We start from the raw sequence: 17,194 nt of genomic DNA, 5'->3' as shown, positions 1-17,194 counted from the left end.
GTAGGTGAGTAGATGAAACATGGTGGAGATTTGATTTCATATAGAGATTTTTATAAGGGCAATTTAATAGATTTTTCTAGTAATATAAATCCATTGGGACCTCCTGAAGGATTAGGAGAAATCCTTGAAAACTCTTTTGAAAAATTAAAAGCTTATCCAGATATTAAGTATAGGAATCTTAAGAGAAGTGTTGCTAATTATTTAAATTGTGAAGATAAAAATGTAGTTGTGGGAAACGGTGCTGTGGAAATAATAGATAATTTTATACAATTATTTGATAGAGTATTGGTTTTTATTCCTTCTTTTTCAGAATATGAATTGCGAAGTAAAGTACACAAAAAAGAAGTATTAAAACTTAAATATACAGATGATTTTAAAGTAGATTTACAGAGTTTAAAAGACAATATTAAAAGAGGAGATTTACTGATATTAGGAAATCCCAACAATCCTACAGGAATGAGAATTGAAGAAGATGTATTACTTAGCATATATAAAATCATAAGAGAAAAAGATGGATTTTTACTTTTAGACGAAGCTTTTTTTGAATTTTGTCCTGAAGATTATGATAGCATAGAAATTTTTAAAAAATATAATTTTAAAAATGTAGGAATCATTAGAGCTGCAACTAAATTTTTTGCTCTTCCAGGAATTAGACTAGGATATGGCTGTACTTCGCTAGATATAGTGGAAAGGTATAGAAATATAGAATTGCCATGGAGTGTTAATGCATTGGCTGATTGTGCTGGAGGATATATTTTTCAATGTAAGGATTACATTGAAAAGAGTAAAGCTTATATTCATGAGGAACGAAAATATTTACTTAGTGAGCTATTTAATTTAGAAGGAATAGCACCATATAGTACTCAGTCAAATTACATACTCATTAAACTTTTAAAATGGAATGAAGAATATGTTTTCAATTATTTTCTAAAAAGAGGAATTGTGATAAGAAAATGTTCTAGTTTTGAAGGATTAGATGGTGAGTATATAAGAGTAGCTATTAAGGATAGAGAGAAAAACATGAAACTTATAAAATCTTTTAAAGAATTGGGTGAATATTGATGAAAACTATTATGATTACAGCTCCTTCAAGTAATAGTGGAAAGACTTTTGTTACTTTAGGAATTATAAGAGCATTTAAAAAAAGAGGTTTAAATGTATGTGGGTATAAGACTGGACCAGATTATATTGATACAAAGTTTTTAGAAAAGGCTGCAGGTACGAGAGCTGGAAACTTGGACATTCATATGATGGGAACAGATGGAATTAAAAATTCTATATCCATGGCAGAAGGAGAATACGGAGTAGTAGAAGGGGCCATGGGATATTTTGATGGAATACACAATACCTTTTTAAACTCATCTTATGATATTTCAAAAGTACTAAATATTAACACAATTCTCGTATATACCCCTGAGGGTGAGATGTTTTCTATTATTCCTAAAATAAAGGGAATGGTTGAGTTTGAAGGTTCTATGATAAAGGGAATAATACTAAACAAAGTTAGCTTTTCTATGTATCATTTGTTGAAAGAAAAAATTGAAGAATATGTAGGAATAAAAGTACTTGGCTATGTTGAAAAGGATGAATCTCTTAAAATAGATAGTAGACATTTAGGACTAATACAATCAGATGAGATAGAAAATATAGATGAAATAATAGATAGAGTTTCAATATTAGTTGAAAAGAATGTGGATTTAGATGGAATTGTTAAGCTTATGAGTGATGTAAATGTATCTAAATATATCTATCCAAATAAAAGGGATTTAAGAGTAGCTATAGCCTACGATAGTGCTTTTTCTTTTTATTATGGTGAGGATTTGAGATTATTTGAAAATGTATGTGATGTTGTATATTTTTCACCTATTAGAGATGAGAACTTGCCAGAATGTGATTTGTTGTATTTAGGGGGAGGATATCCAGAGCTACATTTACAAGAACTTTCAGCGAATGTAAGTATGAAACACTCAATAAAGGATTTTGCTGATAATGGTGGATGTATTTATGCTGAAGGCGGAGGATTTATGTATTTGATGGAATATATAGAAGGTTATGAGATGTGTGGAGTATTTAAAGGAAGTAGTACTATGACGGATAGGCTACAGAGATTTGGATATTTAAATATGGAACTTAAAAAAAATTGCCTTCTAGGAGAAAAGGGAGATATATTGCCAGGCAATGAATTTCACAAATCTATAATGGAAATTGAGGGAGAAGGAGTATATAGTATTTCAAAGCCAATGAGCAAGAGAAAATGGGAGTGTGGATATGAATATAAAAATGTTCTAGCAGGATATCCTCATATTAATTTTTTAGGAAATATGAAGGCTTTTAATCATCTATTAGATAGAGCCCAAAAGGAGAGATAGTATGTATATAAAAAAACCTATGGAAATAGAAAACAAAAGTATGGATATTATTGAAGAAGTAATGAGTGATACTAATTTTTCAGATGAAGAAAAGATTGTTGTAAAGAGAATGATTCATACTACTGGGGATTTTGACTATAGAAAGATAGTAGTGGTTAAAAATGATTTTTTAAATATTGCAAAAGAGAGTATAAAGATAGGCGGAACAATATTTACAGATACTAAGATGGCTTATTCTGGGATAAATAAAATTGCATTGTCAAAGACTAAATGCAATTTAGAGTATTTCATAGATGATAAAGAGACTGTGGAACTTTCTAAAAAGCTTGGCACTACAAGGTCTGCGTGTGCTGTGGATTTGGCTGTTTCTAAGGGAATAGATATGTTCATAATTGGAAATGCACCAACAGCTATTTTTAGGCTTTTAGAATTGATAGATGAGGGAAAGGTGAATCCAAAGTTTGTAATAGGTGTGCCAGTTGGTTTTGTAGGTGCTGCTGAGTCTAAAGAGGAATTGAGAAAATACGATATTCCTTCCATAACAACTGTTGGAACAAAAGGTGGTAGCAATGTGGCAGCTTCTATTGTAAATGCTCTTTTATATATGGTGGTAGGAAGATGAACCTTGATGAAATGTATGTAATCAAGGATGGTAAAAAGCTTAGATGTGGCTATACAACTGGAAGTTGTGCTACTGGAGCAGCTAAGGCAGCAGTTACTATGCTGGAATTTGGAGAAAAACTAAATTTTGTAGAAATAGATACTCCTGCAGGTATTAGACTGAAATTAGAGGTTAAAAACCATAGTATAGAAGATGATTGGGCGAGTTGTTGCATTATCAAGGATGGTGGAGATGACCCAGATGTAACAGATGGCATGGAAATATATGCTAAGGTTAGAAAGAGAAATGATGGCAAAGTATGTATTGATGGTGGAGAGGGCATAGGAAGAATAAATAGAAAAGGATTATTTGGTGAAATCGGAGAAGCGGCTATAAATCCTGTTCCAAGGCAAATGATTGAAAAGGCAGTAAAAGAGGTTTCAAACTCTGGAGTAGATGTAATAATATATGCTCCCATGGGAAGTGAAATAGGTAAAAAGACTTATAATAAAAACATAGGGATTGAGGGAGGTATATCTATTATTGGAACTAAGGGAATAGTCTATCCAATGTCTGAGGAAGCCCTTATTAAAACCATATATCTTGAAGTGGACGCTGTTAAAGAAAGATATGGTATGGAAAATATTGTTTTGGTTCCAGGAAATTATGGAGAAAAGATTGCTGATTCACTAGGTTATAAAGAAGGAAAGGTGAAAATCTCCAATTATATTGGTGATAGCATACATTATGTATACAATAGTGGAATAAAATCTATAACTCTTATTGGGCATATTGGAAAGTTTGCAAAGCTGTCTATTGGGGTGTTCAATACCCATAGTAGTGTTTGCGATGCTAGACTAGAAGCCTTTATATATTATTTGGCTTTAAGAAACGCTCCTATGAGTTTACTTAACAAAGTAGGTAGTGCATTGACAGCTGAGGAGGCCTTAAACATATGTATAGATGAGGGATTTAGTGAAGTAGTCTATGATATGGAAAGAGGCTCAGAAGATAGGATTAGAAGGTATTTAAAAGATGAAGATTATCCGGTAAAGGTGATTATATACTCTATGGAAAGAGGTGCATTTATTTGATTACAGTAGCTGGAATAGGTCCTGGAAATCCAAAATATTTGACTGTAGAGGTAAGAGAAGAGATAGAAAAAGCTAAATGTGTACTAGCCTTTGGCAGAGTAGGGGAAACACTAAAGGATATAAGAAATGATTTTATAATAGTTAAAAGAGTAGAAGAAGTATATAAATATTCTTTGAAAAATAGTGATCTTTTAATTTTAGCATCAGGGGATCCTTGCTTTTATGGGATAGTAGAATATTTAAAAGTAAAAAACATAAATGTAGATGAAGTTTTACCCGGAATATCTTCTTTTCAATATATGATGGGAAAACTTAAAAAGAGTTGGCATGGTGGGAAGTTTATGTCTTTCCATGGTAGAACAGGTAATCTAGAAGAGGTATTAGAGTCGAAATTGACAATAATGCTTACTGATAGTGAAAATACTCCTAGTGTTCTATCAAAAGGTCTACATGAAGTTGGAGTAAGAGGAAATATGTACATAGGATATAATCTATCTTATGAAGATGAAAAAATTATTAAAATAAGCGTAGGGGAAGAAGTAGAAGATTATTCTTCTCTAGCTGTGGTGGTGGTAGAAAATGAAGTGGGTTAAAGATGAGGAATTTATAAGGGGAAATATTCCCATGACCAAATTTGAAGTAAGGACTTTAACTATTGCATTGTTAGCAATAGAAAAGGGAGATATATTCTTGGATATTGGGGCTGGAACAGGTTCCATATCAGTAGAAGCAGCTTTACATGAGGGAGAGGTACATGCTATAGAAATGAAAAGAGAAGGTGTAGAGCTTATAGAAAAAAATGCTTCTAAATTTGGTGTTTCTATAGATATAATAGAAGGCTGTGCACCGGATTGTTTACCTATGATGAAATTTAATAAATGTTTTGTAGGGGGCAGTGGTGGCAAATTAGTAGATATATTTGATTATCTTGAAGATAATCTTGAAGACAATGGTATAGTATGTGGAAACTTTGTTACATTAAAAAATACAAATGAATTTATAAAATTATTAAATCATTTTAATTATAAAAATATAGAAACTAGACTTATTCAAACAGCCGTAGTGGATAAACTAGGTCTAATGAAGGGAAACAATCCTATTTTTATAGTGAAGGGTGTGAAATGATGAAAAAACTATATGGTGTAGGAACTGGACCAGGAGATGTAGAGCATCTGACTTTGAAAGCTGTAAGGGTGATAAATGAGGCTGATGTAATTTTTGCTCCTAATAATAAGGGAAAAAAGATGGCATTAGATACTGTAAAGCCTTTTATATTAGATAAAAAAGTGGTTTTTGTAGACTTTCCAATGGGACAAGTTAAGGGAAAGGATTATAGTAGTGCAGCTAAGACAATAGAAGAAGAAATTTTAGAGAATGGATGTGGAGTATTTTTAACTATTGGAGATCCAATGGTTTATAGTACATTTATTTATCTTATGGAAGAGATAGAAAAAATAGGGGTTGAAGTGGAAATAGTACCAGGGATTACTTCTTTTACAGCAGGAGCAGCAGTTTGTAAAACTGCACTGACAGAAAAAGGAGACAGATTTCTACTATGTGATGAGATGGTTGATGAAGATATTTTAAAATGTTGCGATTCTATTTGTGTACTTAAGACTTCAAAGAATAAAGAGGACATTTTAAACATATTAGAAAAAAACAAATTTTCATATTCTTATATCAAAAGATGTACTTTACCTGAAGAATTAGTTTTAGTAGATAGAGAAGAGATACTAGCTGATAAGGATTATATGTCTTTTATTATTGGAAGGAGGCTAAAAAATGATTAGTTTCGTAGGAGCTGGACCAGGAGATGTGGATTTAATAACTGTAAAAGGAAGAAGATTGTTAGAAGAAGCTGATATTGTCATATATGCAGGGAGTTTGGTTTCAAATGAACATCTTAAATTTTGCAAAGATGAATGTGAAATAAAAAATAGTGCATCTATGACATTGGAAGAAGTGATAGAAGTAATGGAGAGTGGGGAAAGAAAAGCTCAAAAGGTTGTAAGACTTCATACAGGAGACCCAACTATTTATGGTGCTATAAGAGAGCAGATGGATATTTTAGATGATAAGGGTATTTCCTATGAAGTGGTTCCGGGAGTTAGTTCTTTTACTGCTGCATGTTCCGCTATAAAGAGGGAGTTTACTCTTCCAGGGGTAAGTCAAACAGTAATATTAACTAGGATTGAAGGAAGGACAAGTGTTCCAGAAAGCGAAGATTTGGAGAAGTTAGCTTCTTATGGTGCTTCTATGGCTATATTCCTTTCTATTCAACAAATTGATAATGTGGTAGAAAAGTTAAAGAAAGGCTATGGGAGAAGTGATGTACCTATTGCTGTTGTATATAAGGCTACTTGGGAAGATGAAAAGACTATCATAGGAACCCTTGAAGATATAGCAGAAAGAGTAAAAGCTGAAGGTATTAACAAAACAGCTCAAATACTTGTTGGAGATTTTATATATGGTAAATATGAGAGATCAAAGCTCTACGATCCTAAGTTTTCCCATGAATACAGAAAGGCTTCAAAATGAAAGTAGCTTGCATATCCTTTACTAACAGAGGTAGTGAAATAGGTGAGTTCTTGGTAGAACATAGAGATAGTAATTCAGATATAGTAGTGGATCACTTTCAAAATTCAAAAGTTGAAGACGGCATAAAAAACGTATTGAAAGATATTGTTAGAGAATATGATGGAATAGTATTTATTTCTGCTACTGGAATAGCTGTACGAATGATTAGTCCATATATAGTTAGTAAAATTGTAGATCCAGCTGTTGTGGTTGTTGATGATTTAGGCAGGTATTCCATATCTTTGCTTTCTGGTCACATAGGTGGAGGAAATAAGTTGTGTAAGTGGGTAGCAAATGTTTTGGGGGCTGAAGCTATCATTACTACTGCATCTGATGGAAGAGGGATAGAATCTGTAGATATGTTTGCCATGAGGATGAATTATAAAATGGAAAATATAGAGACCATAAAAAAACTAACTACCATGATGGTAAATGGGGAAAGGATTGGTTTTTATTCTGAAATGGAAGAAAAAATCAATTATGATAATCTGATTCATATTAATAATTTAAAAGAAATAAACAGTAAGGAATTGTGTGGGATAATATGCGTAACTTCTAATGAAAATGTACCAATAGATATATCTTACACTATCTTAAGACCAAAGAATTTAAACATTGGTGTAGGATGTAAGAAAGGTATAAGTGAAGAAAGGATCATTGAAGCTATAATTAGTACCTTAAAGGATAATAATCTATCGGAAAAATCCATAAAGTCCATAAATACTATAGAGATAAAAAAAGATGAATTAGGTATCATAGAAGCCTCAAGATATTTCAAATGTCCAATGAATATTTATACGGTAGAAGAGATACAAAAGATTGAAGATATGTTTGAAGGAAGTAGTTTTGTCAAGAAAACAGTTGGTGTATCTTCAGTAAGTGGTCCTTGTGCATATCTTGCTGGAGGAAAAATTGTTGTTGAAAAGACTAAATGCAATGGAATAACAATAGCAGTATCAAAGGAGGTATAGAGATGGCGAAATTATATGTAGTAGGAATAGGGCCAGGTGGTATGGAGAATATGACTTTAAAGGCTGTAGAAGTGTTGAGATGTTGTGATGTGATAGTAGGATATACTCCCTATATAGAATATTTAGGTGATTTGAAAGATGGTAAGGAATTGTATTCTACAGGAATGAGAGGGGAAATAGAAAGATGTAAATTTGCTGTAAACAAGGTTAGGGAAGGCAAAAATACAGCTATAGTTAGTACTGGGGATGCTGGGCTATATGGTATGGCTGGCCCTATACTTGAAATGGCAGATGATATAGAAGTAGAAATAGTGCCAGGTGTGACAGCATCATTTTCAGCAGCTAGTGAATTAGGATCTCCTATTATGCATGATTATTGTTCAATAAGTTTAAGTGATCTTATGACGCCTTGGGAAGTAATAGAAAAGAGAATAGAATGTGCTTCAGAAGGTGATTTTGTGATAACTATATACAATCCAAAGAGCAAAACTAGAGTAGATCATCTTAAAAAAGCTATAAGTATCATGCTAAAGTACAAATCTCCAAACACCCCTGTTGGTATAGTAAAGAATTCAGGCAGAGATGGTATGGAAAAACATATTACTACATTAGAAAAAATAGACTATGATGTTATAGATATGTGTTGCGTTTTGATAGTTGGAAATAGTAAAACATACACAAAGGAAGGCAAGATGATAACTCCTAGGGGGTATGACCTTTGATATGGATAATAGGTGGAACTAGTGAGGCAAGGAAACTTGTAACTAGACTAGATGATATAGATGATTTTGTAGTAACTAGTGCTACTGAAGGAAGTAGAGAATTTATAAAATCTGATAGAATGATAGTTGGGAGAATGAACAAGGTTGAGATGCTTCATTTTGTTGAAGAACATAAAATTAGTCTTATAGTTGATTTGACTCATCCTTATGCCAAAATTGTAAGTGCAAATGCAAAAGAAGTATCCAAAATAAAAAATATAAGATATATTAGATATGAAAGGGCGAAGTCAAAAATATCATCAGATGCAGTATATTTAGATAGTTTAGAAGAGTGTATAGAGTATTTAAAGAATATTAAAGGAACTGTGTTTTTTACCACAGGGTCTAAAAACATAGTAGATTTTGAAAAGATTAGAGGAGAAAATAGATATATTTATAGAGTTCTTCCTGCTCTAGATAGTATAGAGGAATGTAAAAAAAATAATGTTAAAATGAAAGATATTGTTGCAGTATTAGGTCCTTTTTCTTATAAATTAAATAAAGCAATGTTTAGTGAATATAAGTCAAATTATGTAGTCATGAAAGATAGCGGTAAGGGTGGAGGAACTGAAGAAAAAATTAGAGCTTGTGTAGAATTAGGTATAACAGCTATTGTCATTGGAAGAGAAATGTGTGAGGGTATTGATGACTTAGATGTCATTGAAAATATAATAAGAGAGGAGAATTTTGATGGAAAACTCATATAGGTTTTATAGAAATACTGCCTGTAAATATTTCCCATGTCATAAGGTAAAAAATGAAGAGGATTTTAATTGTATGTTTTGTTATTGTCCATTATATTTCTTAGAAGATTGTGGTGGAAATTATATTAACAACCAAGGTATTAAGGATTGCACTAATTGTCTAATACCACACTCGCCAAATGGCTATGATTATATAAACAATAAGATTATGGCTATAAACAGTGAAAGGATGAGAAAGTAGTTTTAAATATTAAAGTGTAAAAACTATGCTAAATAATGAAGTAGCATAGTTTTTTATTGAAAAACGGATGTAATTTTATGCTTTGCATATCTAAAGTAAAAAACAATGTATGTTGTTAGGTGTTTTCAAATGTGTATTTAATGATAATGATTTTATAAGATTTATTATTTCACTTAATTCGACATATTTAACAGTAAAACCATGAATATCATTGTTTGAAAAATTTGACAGTGCAAGTTATATGGCATATTATTAATATAATGGATAAAATATATCAAATAGTATTTTTTAATAAGAGTAATTATGAACACTTAGATGAATTAATTACATTAAAAACTAGATGGACAAGTTACTTTTATAAAATTATAAAAAACAGGTCAGAGTTTAAAATTAGGTTACCGTTTTAACAATGCCAAGGTTGATAAGGAGGTGTTATATATGATTTATATTAGTACAGAAAAAAATAAATGAAACTATTATTTATTAATATTCTTAATTAGATGAGGTGAGAGTTATGAAAAAAAGTATTATTAGTATTTTAGTTTTTGTGATTATCTTAACGAGTTTTAATTTTGGAAGTACTGTTGAAGGGCTGTATAGAGAAAAAAGTTATTATGATTGGGTAACTAAAGATGGATGTAATTGGTATGTCGTTGGCCCATGGGATTTTAGTTATAATTGTTTAGGATATGCTTTGGATGAACCTGGAGGTCATCCTCCTACTTGGGATTGGCCATGGGGGGGAGCTAATCCAACGGATGATCAAATGACTGAATATTTAGGCTATTTTGGATATGAAGTATATCAAGGTTCATATCCTGACTTAATAACGTATGATTATCCAGATGATCGAAGTAAGGTTTGCCATATTGCGAAAAGAACAGCAGTAGATAATATTATTTCTAAATGGGGTAAATTAGAATTAATACGAAATGATGATTTGGATCCGTTCTATCCATATGGTGAATATGGAAGAATGAGAAGTATGTATAAAAAATAAATCATGGGGAGGATGATTATATTTGAAAAAATTTTTAATTGTTATTTCAACAATAGTAATATTTTTTACTATTTTCTCAATTAAAACTTTAGCAGTTCCTTTAAAAATTAATTATTTAGTAAAAGATAATAAGTGGTTAAATAACGAGATAATGTTAGAAGATTTAGATTTATTAGATAAAGAATGGATAGAAAATAATAAAAGTAGATTTAATGGATTGCGTAAATTAGTTGAAAGTGTACAGAAAAACTAGTAAATTAAATTTTAATTAAATAACTGATATAATTGTATATGTAAAAACTAGGTTAATAAAGGAGATCTGTTTGCTATGAAAAAGGTATTTGCATTCGTTAGTATTGTATTTGTATTTCTACTAATTATTTTTCTGAGCATCTCAAATATTAAAGGGAAACAATTAAATAGTGCATTGATAGAAAATAATTCTAATGAGTTTGCAATTTATAAAGTATTAAATGAAATAACTGATATTCAGAATTGTTTTTTGGATACTTTATTGTTAGAAGATGAGGCAATATTTACTGATAAAGATTTAGTTTCGTATGATTGGACTGAACACAAATTATTGATAAAGTCTAATAAATATATAGATGAATTAAGAAAAAATCATTTATCATTATCTCATAAACCTTTCATTGTAGTAGTAAATGGAGAAAGAATTTATATGGGAGTATCATGGTCATTTGCTTCATCTGCAATAGCACCTTCAGTACCAACAATAGACTGGTCTGAATTGTTCTATAAACAAAATAAAAATAGTCATAATACCTATACAATTCAGATAATTAACAATGATACTCATGGAGATTATAGAAATGATAAAAGAGTTTATGATGTCCTTAAAAATTTAGATAAGTTGAAATAAGCTAGAAGATATATTTAATATGATTATATAAACAAAAAGATTATGGCTATTAACAGTGAAAGGATGAGAAAGCATAACTCTTGTAAATAAATGATATATATAGTATAATCAATATGATAAAAGAATATAATTCTAAAAGGGAGTAGCTGCAACTATGCAAATAGGGTCAACATACTGGTAGAAATACCTGGTCCTATTTACTCTTGTTTAAAAAGAGGAGCGAGACTTTTAGTTTAATAGGATATAATACTATTAAACTAAAAGTCTTTTTTGTTTAATAATACAAAAAGGAGGAAAAGAATTGTTAAATGAACTATTGAGAAGCTTTCTTCTCATATTTGCTGCTGAAATGGGTGATAAAACTCAAATTTTAGCTATGACTTTTGCAACTCAATTTAGTGCTATTGAAGTGCTAATTGGAGTAGCATTAGGGGTGTTTTTAAATCATGGTATAGCTATAGTATTGGGAAGATACATATCAAAAATAATCCCCCTAAATCTTATACAAATAATTGCTGGACTATTATTTGTAGCATTTGGAGTATTGGCATTAGTTGATGAAGAGGACAAAGAAGAAAGTAAAAAAAAGAAAAACTTTGGTCCTATATTTACTGTAGCATTAGCATTTTTTATTGGAGAATTAGGAGATAAAACTCAACTTACAGCTATGACACTATCTACTGAAGGGGAGTTTCCATTTTTTATACTTTTGGGAACAACATTAGGAATGGTGGCTGTAAGTGGAATAGGAATATTTGTAGGGTGTAAAATATGTAAAAAGATACCTGAGATAGCTGTAAAAATAGCTTCTGCAACTGTATTTATAACATTTGGTACTATTAAGTTATTTCAAACATTGCCAGCAAGGTATTTAACTACTATTAACATAGTTTTATATTTTGTTATTTTATCAATTGTGATTTTAATTTTTTTAATAAAACTCATTAATAAAAAATAAGTGAAAGACCTTAGATAAATCTAAGGCCTTTTTTATTTATTACAAAAAGTTAACTAAATAATTGTTTAAAAAAGTTGACCAATGGTCATAATAGTAATATAATAAAAATTGTTGACCGATGGTCACTTTTTAGAGAGGAGATGAATTAGTGGTATCAAAGGTAGAGAAAAACAAGAAGCAAAAGGAAAACTCTCTTTACTTAGCAGCTTATGAACTATTTACTACTAAGGGAATTCACGACACAGCTATTAGCGATATTGTAAAAAAAGCGGGAGTAGCCAAGGGAACTTTTTACTTATACTTTAAAGATAAGTATGACATATTAGATAAGATAATTTTAGATAAAAGTAGTCAAGTGTTAAGTGAAGCTATAAGAGAGACTAATACAAAAGAATTTATTGATTTTGAAGAACGAGTGCTTTTCTTTATAGATTATATTATAGAGTATTTAAAGAATAATAAACTGCTTTTGAAGTTAATTTATAAAAATCTTTCTTGGGGAGTTTTTAAGAAGGCAAGAAAAGACTATAAAGAAATAAATGAAATACGCACAATGTTTGATGAGGGACTTAAAGATTTGGGATTAGAGGAGGGTGAGACAGAGAAATTACTTTTTATCATTTTAGAATTGACAGGATCAGTTTGCTACAGTTCTATAATATTAAATGAACCTGCCAGTATCGATGAAATGAAACCATTATTATTTGAGACAATTAAGAAATTGATATAGGAGATGATTAGATGAATAAATTTGGCTATTTTGTAGCAAAAAACCGAGTGCTAGTTTTAATTGTAGCAGCACTTCTCATTTTGCCATCACTGTATGGAATGGCAAAAACAAGAATTAATTATGATATATTGACTTATTTGCCAGAGAAATTAGATTCAGTAAAAGGTCAACAAATATTAAGTGATGTATATAAAAACTCTGGAACCAGCTTTTTAATCATTGAAAATATGCAAGACAAAGATGTTGCAAAATTAAAAGACAAAATTGCAGCAGTTGAAGGTGTTGAGAAGATAGTTTGGATAAATGATTTTGTGGACTTTGGAATACCAAAAGAAATACTTCCAAATGAGTTAAAGGATGCATTTTACAGGGAAGATTCCACTTTGATGATGATTCACTTTAGCAATGAAATATCTTCAGATATAACTCAGGATGCAGTAGTTAGTATAAGAAGTTTATTAAATAAACAATGCTTTTTAGCTGGAACAGCTTCTGCTATGAGGGATACTATAGATATTGCTGATAGACAAACTCCAGTTTATGTATTGATGGCTATAGTATTTGCAATCTTAGTATTAATACTTACACTAGAATCTACAATTATTCCTTTTATAATACTTTTTAGTATGGGATTTGCAATATTATATAACTTTGGAACAAATGTTTTCTTTGGAGAGATTTCTTATGTAACTGAGTCACTAGCAGCAGTATTACAGTTAGGAGTAACAATGGACTATTCAATATTCCTTCTCCATAGATTTAATGAAGAGAGTGAAAAGAATGATGACAAAAATCAAGCTATGGCAAATGCAATACAAAAAACAGCAGCTTCAATCTTTGGTAGTTCACTAACTACAGTGGCTGGATTCCTTGCAATATGTGCTATGGAATTGACTATAGGAAGAGATATAGGAATTGTAATGGCAAAAGGTGTATTGCTTGGATTACTTTCTGTAATAACAATATTGCCTGCATTAATGCTAGTATTTGATAAGTTGATTCACAGATTTAGTCATAAGACAGTATTACCTGAATTTAATGGCTTAGCAAATTTAGTTACAAAACATTATAAAGCATTTATTGTTATAGGAATACTATTATTCATACCAGCATTTTATGGTCAAAGTCACAACGAAGTTTATTACAATATAGATGAGTCATTGCCAGATGATATTGATTCAGTAATAGCTTTTAGAAAGCTAAAAAATGATTACAATATGATGACTACTCATATGATATTAGTTTCAGATAGTACGCCAAACCACGAAATGAAAGAAATGGTTGATAAAATAGAGAAACTTGATGGAATTGAAAGAGTTATAAGCTATGAAAAGTTTTTAGGACCTGCAATACCAGAGAATTTTATACCACAAGAAATCAAAGATCAATTCCAAAAGGGAGGATACAAATTAGTACTTATTAATTCAAGATTTAAGGCAGCTACAGATGAAGAAAATGCACAAATAGATGCGTTAGAAAAGATTGTTAAGGGATATGACGAAAAAGCATTGATTACAGGAGAAGGAGTTTTGACAAAAGACTTAATAAAGATTACAGATACAGACTTTAAGAAAGTAAACTTAATATCTATATTAGCAATATTTGTAATAGTGGGTATAGTATTTACATCTTTCTCAATTCCATTGTTGTTGATAGCAGTTATTCAATTAGCAATATTTATAAATATGTCTATACCTTTCTATGCTGGAAATTCTATACCATTTATATCAACAATAATAATAGGTTCTATACAATTAGGTGCAACTGTTGACTATGCAATTCTTCTCACTACTAGATTTAGGGAAGAGATAAGAAATGGACATGACAAGTTTGAAGCCATGCATATTTCAGTTAAGGAATCAGCTAGATCAATTGTTACTAGTGGATTTACATTCTTTGGAGCAACTATTGGAGTAGCGGCTATATCAAAGATACAAATTATAAGTTCCATTAGTGCAATGATAGCAAGAGGTGCATTGATAAGTACAGGTGTAATATTATTTATACTACCAGGTATTTTGATAGCATGTGAAGGATTTATAAAAGCAACATCTAGACATTGGAATACAAGTATTGTTGACAAAATAAAAGAAGGAAGGGTTATATATGAAAACAAATAGTAAAATTTTAAGAACCACAAGTTTAGCAATAGTTTTAGTTATGCTTATGTCAAGTTTTTCTTTTGCATATGCAGAAGGAAAAGTGATTAAAGATGAGACTGTTTATGTAAATTTAGATTCAGAAGGCAATCCAATAGAGAAGACATCTAGTATTAGGCTGCATTCTGATAAATCTTTAGGAAAAGTTACAGACAAGACTTTTCTAAAGGATGTGGTGAATGTAAAAGGTGATGAAGTACCTGAGAAGAATGGAGATTCTATAGTTTGGGAAACAGACAATAGTGATATTTTCTATCAAGGTACTACTGATAAAGAGTTACCACTAGAAGTAAATATTAGTTACTATTTAGATGGAAAAAAAGTAGAACCTAAAAGTATAATAGGGGAATCTGGGGAAATTAAAATAGATGTTTCAGTTAAAAATAAAGAAAGCCATACTATAAAATTAGAAAATGGCAAAGAGAAAAATGTATATACACCTTTTAGCAGTATTGTGGTTATGAATTTACCTATAGATAAGTTTAAAAATGTTAAGACAAATAGTGGCAAAGTAGTTTCTGATGGAAATAATCAGGTAGTAACTTATATATCATTACCTGGACTTAAGGAAAGTTTGGATTTAAGTAAAAATATTATTGATATTCCAGAATATTTATCTGTTACTGCCGATGTAGAAGATTTTGAAATGAGTTCTATAGTAGTTACAGCAACATCTTCCCTTCCAGAAGTTGATGATTTTGAAAGTGCAGGAGATTTTGATGAATTATTAGATGGAATAGACAAGATTGTTGAAGCTAGTGAAAAGCTAAGTGAAGCTACAGGCAAACTATTAGAAGGACAATTGAGTTTAAGTGATGGAATAGAACAATTTGCAACAGGTATAAATAAAGTTAATACGGGAGCACATTCACTAAGTGAAGGAGCTAAAAGCTTGAAAGATGGAGTAAGTGCTTCTTATGAGGGAAGTAAAGAAATAAACAATGGAGTAAATAAATTATCCCAAAGTGCACTTCAATTAGGAGAAGGATATGGAAGTTTGGGAGAAGGAATTGAAAAGTTTAGTTCTAGTGCTGAAGAGTTTTCAAAAGGTGCAGTACAAGTATCAGAGGGCATATCAACAATTCCAGAAAAGACTGGACAAATGAGTGAAGGCATGAACAATATTGTATCAAGTACTGAACAAATAGTAGTAGGACAAGAAAAATTAACACAGGGAATAAGTAAAAGTACTAAAGCTATTGAAGAAATAAAAAAGGGAAAAGAAAAAGAACTTAAAGTAGTTGAACTATTACTTAAAGGATTAGATGGACTAGATGGAGCTGTAAAGGGACTTGGGAAAGTGCCAGGAGCATCTGGAATAGCTGAAAAAATGGCTGAAGGATTGGCAAAACAAAGAGCAGCATTGGAAGGATTGGTTGAATCAAGTAATCAATTGATTGTAGGATTGACTCAAGTAGAAGAAGGACTAAAAGAAGCAGAAGAAGCTTCAAATCAATTGAGCTTAAATTTAGGCAAAATCAATCAAGGGCAAAAAGATGTAGCAGGTGGAATAGGACAATTATCAGAAGGAACAAGTAGTATTGCAGAAGCTTCAAACAAATTGGTAGAAGGTAGTCAAGGACTTTCAGCAGGTGCAGCTGAGTTAAAAGAAGGTTCAAGTAAAGCAAATGAAGGTACAGCTCAATTTGTAGAAGGTTCAAAAGCACTTTCAGAGGGTTCAGAAAAGCTAACAAATGGACTAGGACAATTAAATGCTGGTGCTGGTGAATTATACAATGGTAGTTTAGAACTATCACAAGGTACTGAACAATTATCACAAGGTTCTGTAGAACTTAAAGAGGGGTCAAAGAAATTAGCAGATGGAACAAGTGAATTTGATGAAAATATGAAAAAATTCCACAATGAAGGAATAATGGAAATGAAAAATAAAGTCAATGAAAGTGATTTAGACATTGATTCCGTTATGGAAACAAAAGATAAGTTAGTAGATCTTTCAAAGGATTATAGTAGTTTTACAGGAATAAGTGACAATATGGATGGCAGTGTTAAATTTGTAATGAAGACTGAAGAGGTAAAAGGTAAAGAAGAAAAAGAATCTCTAGAAGTTGAAACTGAGTCTAAAGAAAAAAATGGATTTATTGCTTGGTTAAAAGGCCTTTTCAAAAAGAATAAATAATAGATAAAA

Annotated in this window: 19 protein-coding genes; all 19 read left to right on the top strand. The window is 30.9% G+C overall.

Annotation, left to right across the window (positions count from 1 at the left end):
* The first annotated feature begins 12 nt into the window (after positions 1–12).
* Positions 13–1,062, top strand: coding sequence for a pyridoxal phosphate-dependent aminotransferase (locus BQ9840_RS06205; RefSeq protein WP_077368957.1), 1,050 nt, complete (start codon positions 13–15; stop codon positions 1,060–1,062).
* Positions 1,062–2,369 (top strand): cobyrinate a,c-diamide synthase, encoded by a 1,308-nt coding sequence (locus BQ9840_RS06200; RefSeq protein ID WP_077368956.1) that lies wholly within the window; start codon positions 1,062–1,064, stop codon positions 2,367–2,369. The genes BQ9840_RS06205 and BQ9840_RS06200 overlap by 1 nt, the downstream gene beginning before the upstream one ends.
* Before the next feature lies 1 nt (position 2,370).
* Positions 2,371–2,991: a precorrin-8X methylmutase gene (locus tag BQ9840_RS06195; RefSeq protein ID WP_077368955.1), complete on the top strand. Its 621-nt coding sequence runs from the start codon at positions 2,371–2,373 to the stop codon at positions 2,989–2,991.
* A complete protein-coding gene (gene cbiD / locus BQ9840_RS06190; protein ID WP_077368954.1) occupies positions 2,988–4,064 on the top strand; it encodes a cobalt-precorrin-5B (C(1))-methyltransferase CbiD in 1,077 nt (358 codons plus the stop codon). The genes BQ9840_RS06195 and cbiD overlap by 4 nt, the downstream gene beginning before the upstream one ends.
* Positions 4,061–4,657, top strand: coding sequence for a precorrin-6y C5,15-methyltransferase (decarboxylating) subunit CbiE (gene cbiE / locus BQ9840_RS06185; RefSeq protein WP_234978630.1), 597 nt, complete (start codon positions 4,061–4,063; stop codon positions 4,655–4,657). Before cbiD ends, cbiE begins: the two co-directional genes overlap by 4 nt.
* The gene (gene cbiT / locus BQ9840_RS06180) at positions 4,644–5,189 is read left to right on the top strand and encodes a precorrin-6Y C5,15-methyltransferase (decarboxylating) subunit CbiT (protein WP_077368953.1); all 546 of its coding nucleotides are present in this window, start codon (positions 4,644–4,646) and stop codon (positions 5,187–5,189) included. Before cbiE ends, cbiT begins: the two co-directional genes overlap by 14 nt.
* Positions 5,186–5,854: a precorrin-2 C(20)-methyltransferase gene (gene cobI, locus BQ9840_RS06175; RefSeq protein WP_234978629.1), complete on the top strand. Its 669-nt coding sequence runs from the start codon at positions 5,186–5,188 to the stop codon at positions 5,852–5,854. The genes cbiT and cobI overlap by 4 nt, the downstream gene beginning before the upstream one ends.
* Positions 5,847–6,602, top strand: a complete 756-nt coding sequence (gene cobM / locus BQ9840_RS06170) for a precorrin-4 C(11)-methyltransferase (RefSeq protein WP_077368951.1) — start codon at positions 5,847–5,849, stop codon at positions 6,600–6,602. The genes cobI and cobM overlap by 8 nt, the downstream gene beginning before the upstream one ends.
* Positions 6,599–7,612, top strand: a complete 1,014-nt coding sequence (gene cbiG, locus BQ9840_RS06165) for a cobalt-precorrin 5A hydrolase (RefSeq protein ID WP_077368950.1) — start codon at positions 6,599–6,601, stop codon at positions 7,610–7,612. The genes cobM and cbiG overlap by 4 nt, the downstream gene beginning before the upstream one ends.
* Before the next feature lie 2 nt (positions 7,613–7,614).
* Positions 7,615–8,334, top strand: a complete 720-nt coding sequence (gene cobJ, locus BQ9840_RS06160; protein ID WP_077368949.1) for a precorrin-3B C(17)-methyltransferase — start codon at positions 7,615–7,617, stop codon at positions 8,332–8,334.
* Complete coding sequence (gene cobK / locus BQ9840_RS06155) at positions 8,331–9,080, top strand: precorrin-6A reductase (protein WP_077368948.1); 750 nt, start codon at positions 8,331–8,333, stop codon at positions 9,078–9,080. Before cobJ ends, cobK begins: the two co-directional genes overlap by 4 nt.
* Entirely contained in the window at positions 9,064–9,318 is a 255-nt protein-coding gene (locus BQ9840_RS06150; RefSeq protein WP_077368947.1) for a cysteine-rich small domain-containing protein, read from the top strand. Before cobK ends, BQ9840_RS06150 begins: the two co-directional genes overlap by 17 nt.
* Before the next feature lie 514 nt (positions 9,319–9,832).
* The gene (locus tag BQ9840_RS06145) at positions 9,833–10,318 is read left to right on the top strand and encodes a DUF7689 domain-containing protein (protein WP_077368946.1); all 486 of its coding nucleotides are present in this window, start codon (positions 9,833–9,835) and stop codon (positions 10,316–10,318) included.
* 22 nt (positions 10,319–10,340) lie between these two features.
* Positions 10,341–10,571 carry a hypothetical protein gene (locus BQ9840_RS06140; RefSeq protein ID WP_077368945.1) on the top strand — a complete coding sequence of 77 codons (231 nt, stop codon included), beginning with the start codon at positions 10,341–10,343 and terminating at the stop codon, positions 10,569–10,571.
* 75 nt (positions 10,572–10,646) lie between these two features.
* Entirely contained in the window at positions 10,647–11,201 is a 555-nt protein-coding gene (locus BQ9840_RS06135; protein WP_077368944.1) for a hypothetical protein, read from the top strand.
* 301 nt (positions 11,202–11,502) lie between these two features.
* Positions 11,503–12,159 carry a TMEM165/GDT1 family protein gene (locus BQ9840_RS06130; protein ID WP_077368943.1) on the top strand — a complete coding sequence of 219 codons (657 nt, stop codon included), beginning with the start codon at positions 11,503–11,505 and terminating at the stop codon, positions 12,157–12,159.
* 148 nt (positions 12,160–12,307) lie between these two features.
* Positions 12,308–12,889 (top strand): TetR/AcrR family transcriptional regulator, encoded by a 582-nt coding sequence (locus BQ9840_RS06125; RefSeq protein WP_077368942.1) that lies wholly within the window; start codon positions 12,308–12,310, stop codon positions 12,887–12,889.
* An 11-nt stretch (positions 12,890–12,900) separates the two neighbouring features.
* Positions 12,901–15,009: an efflux RND transporter permease subunit gene (locus tag BQ9840_RS06120; RefSeq protein WP_077368941.1), complete on the top strand. Its 2,109-nt coding sequence runs from the start codon at positions 12,901–12,903 to the stop codon at positions 15,007–15,009.
* The gene (locus BQ9840_RS06115; RefSeq protein ID WP_077368940.1) at positions 14,996–17,185 is read left to right on the top strand and encodes a hypothetical protein; all 2,190 of its coding nucleotides are present in this window, start codon (positions 14,996–14,998) and stop codon (positions 17,183–17,185) included. The genes BQ9840_RS06120 and BQ9840_RS06115 overlap by 14 nt, the downstream gene beginning before the upstream one ends.
* Positions 17,186–17,194: the final 9 nt, after the last annotated feature.

Source organism: Anaerosalibacter sp. Marseille-P3206 (genome assembly GCF_900155565.1).
In the GTDB taxonomy this organism is placed as follows: domain Bacteria; phylum Bacillota; class Clostridia; order Tissierellales; family Sporanaerobacteraceae; genus FUHM01.
Note: the sequence above shows the minus strand (reverse complement) of the source record. Positions and strands in the feature narration are given on the sequence as shown.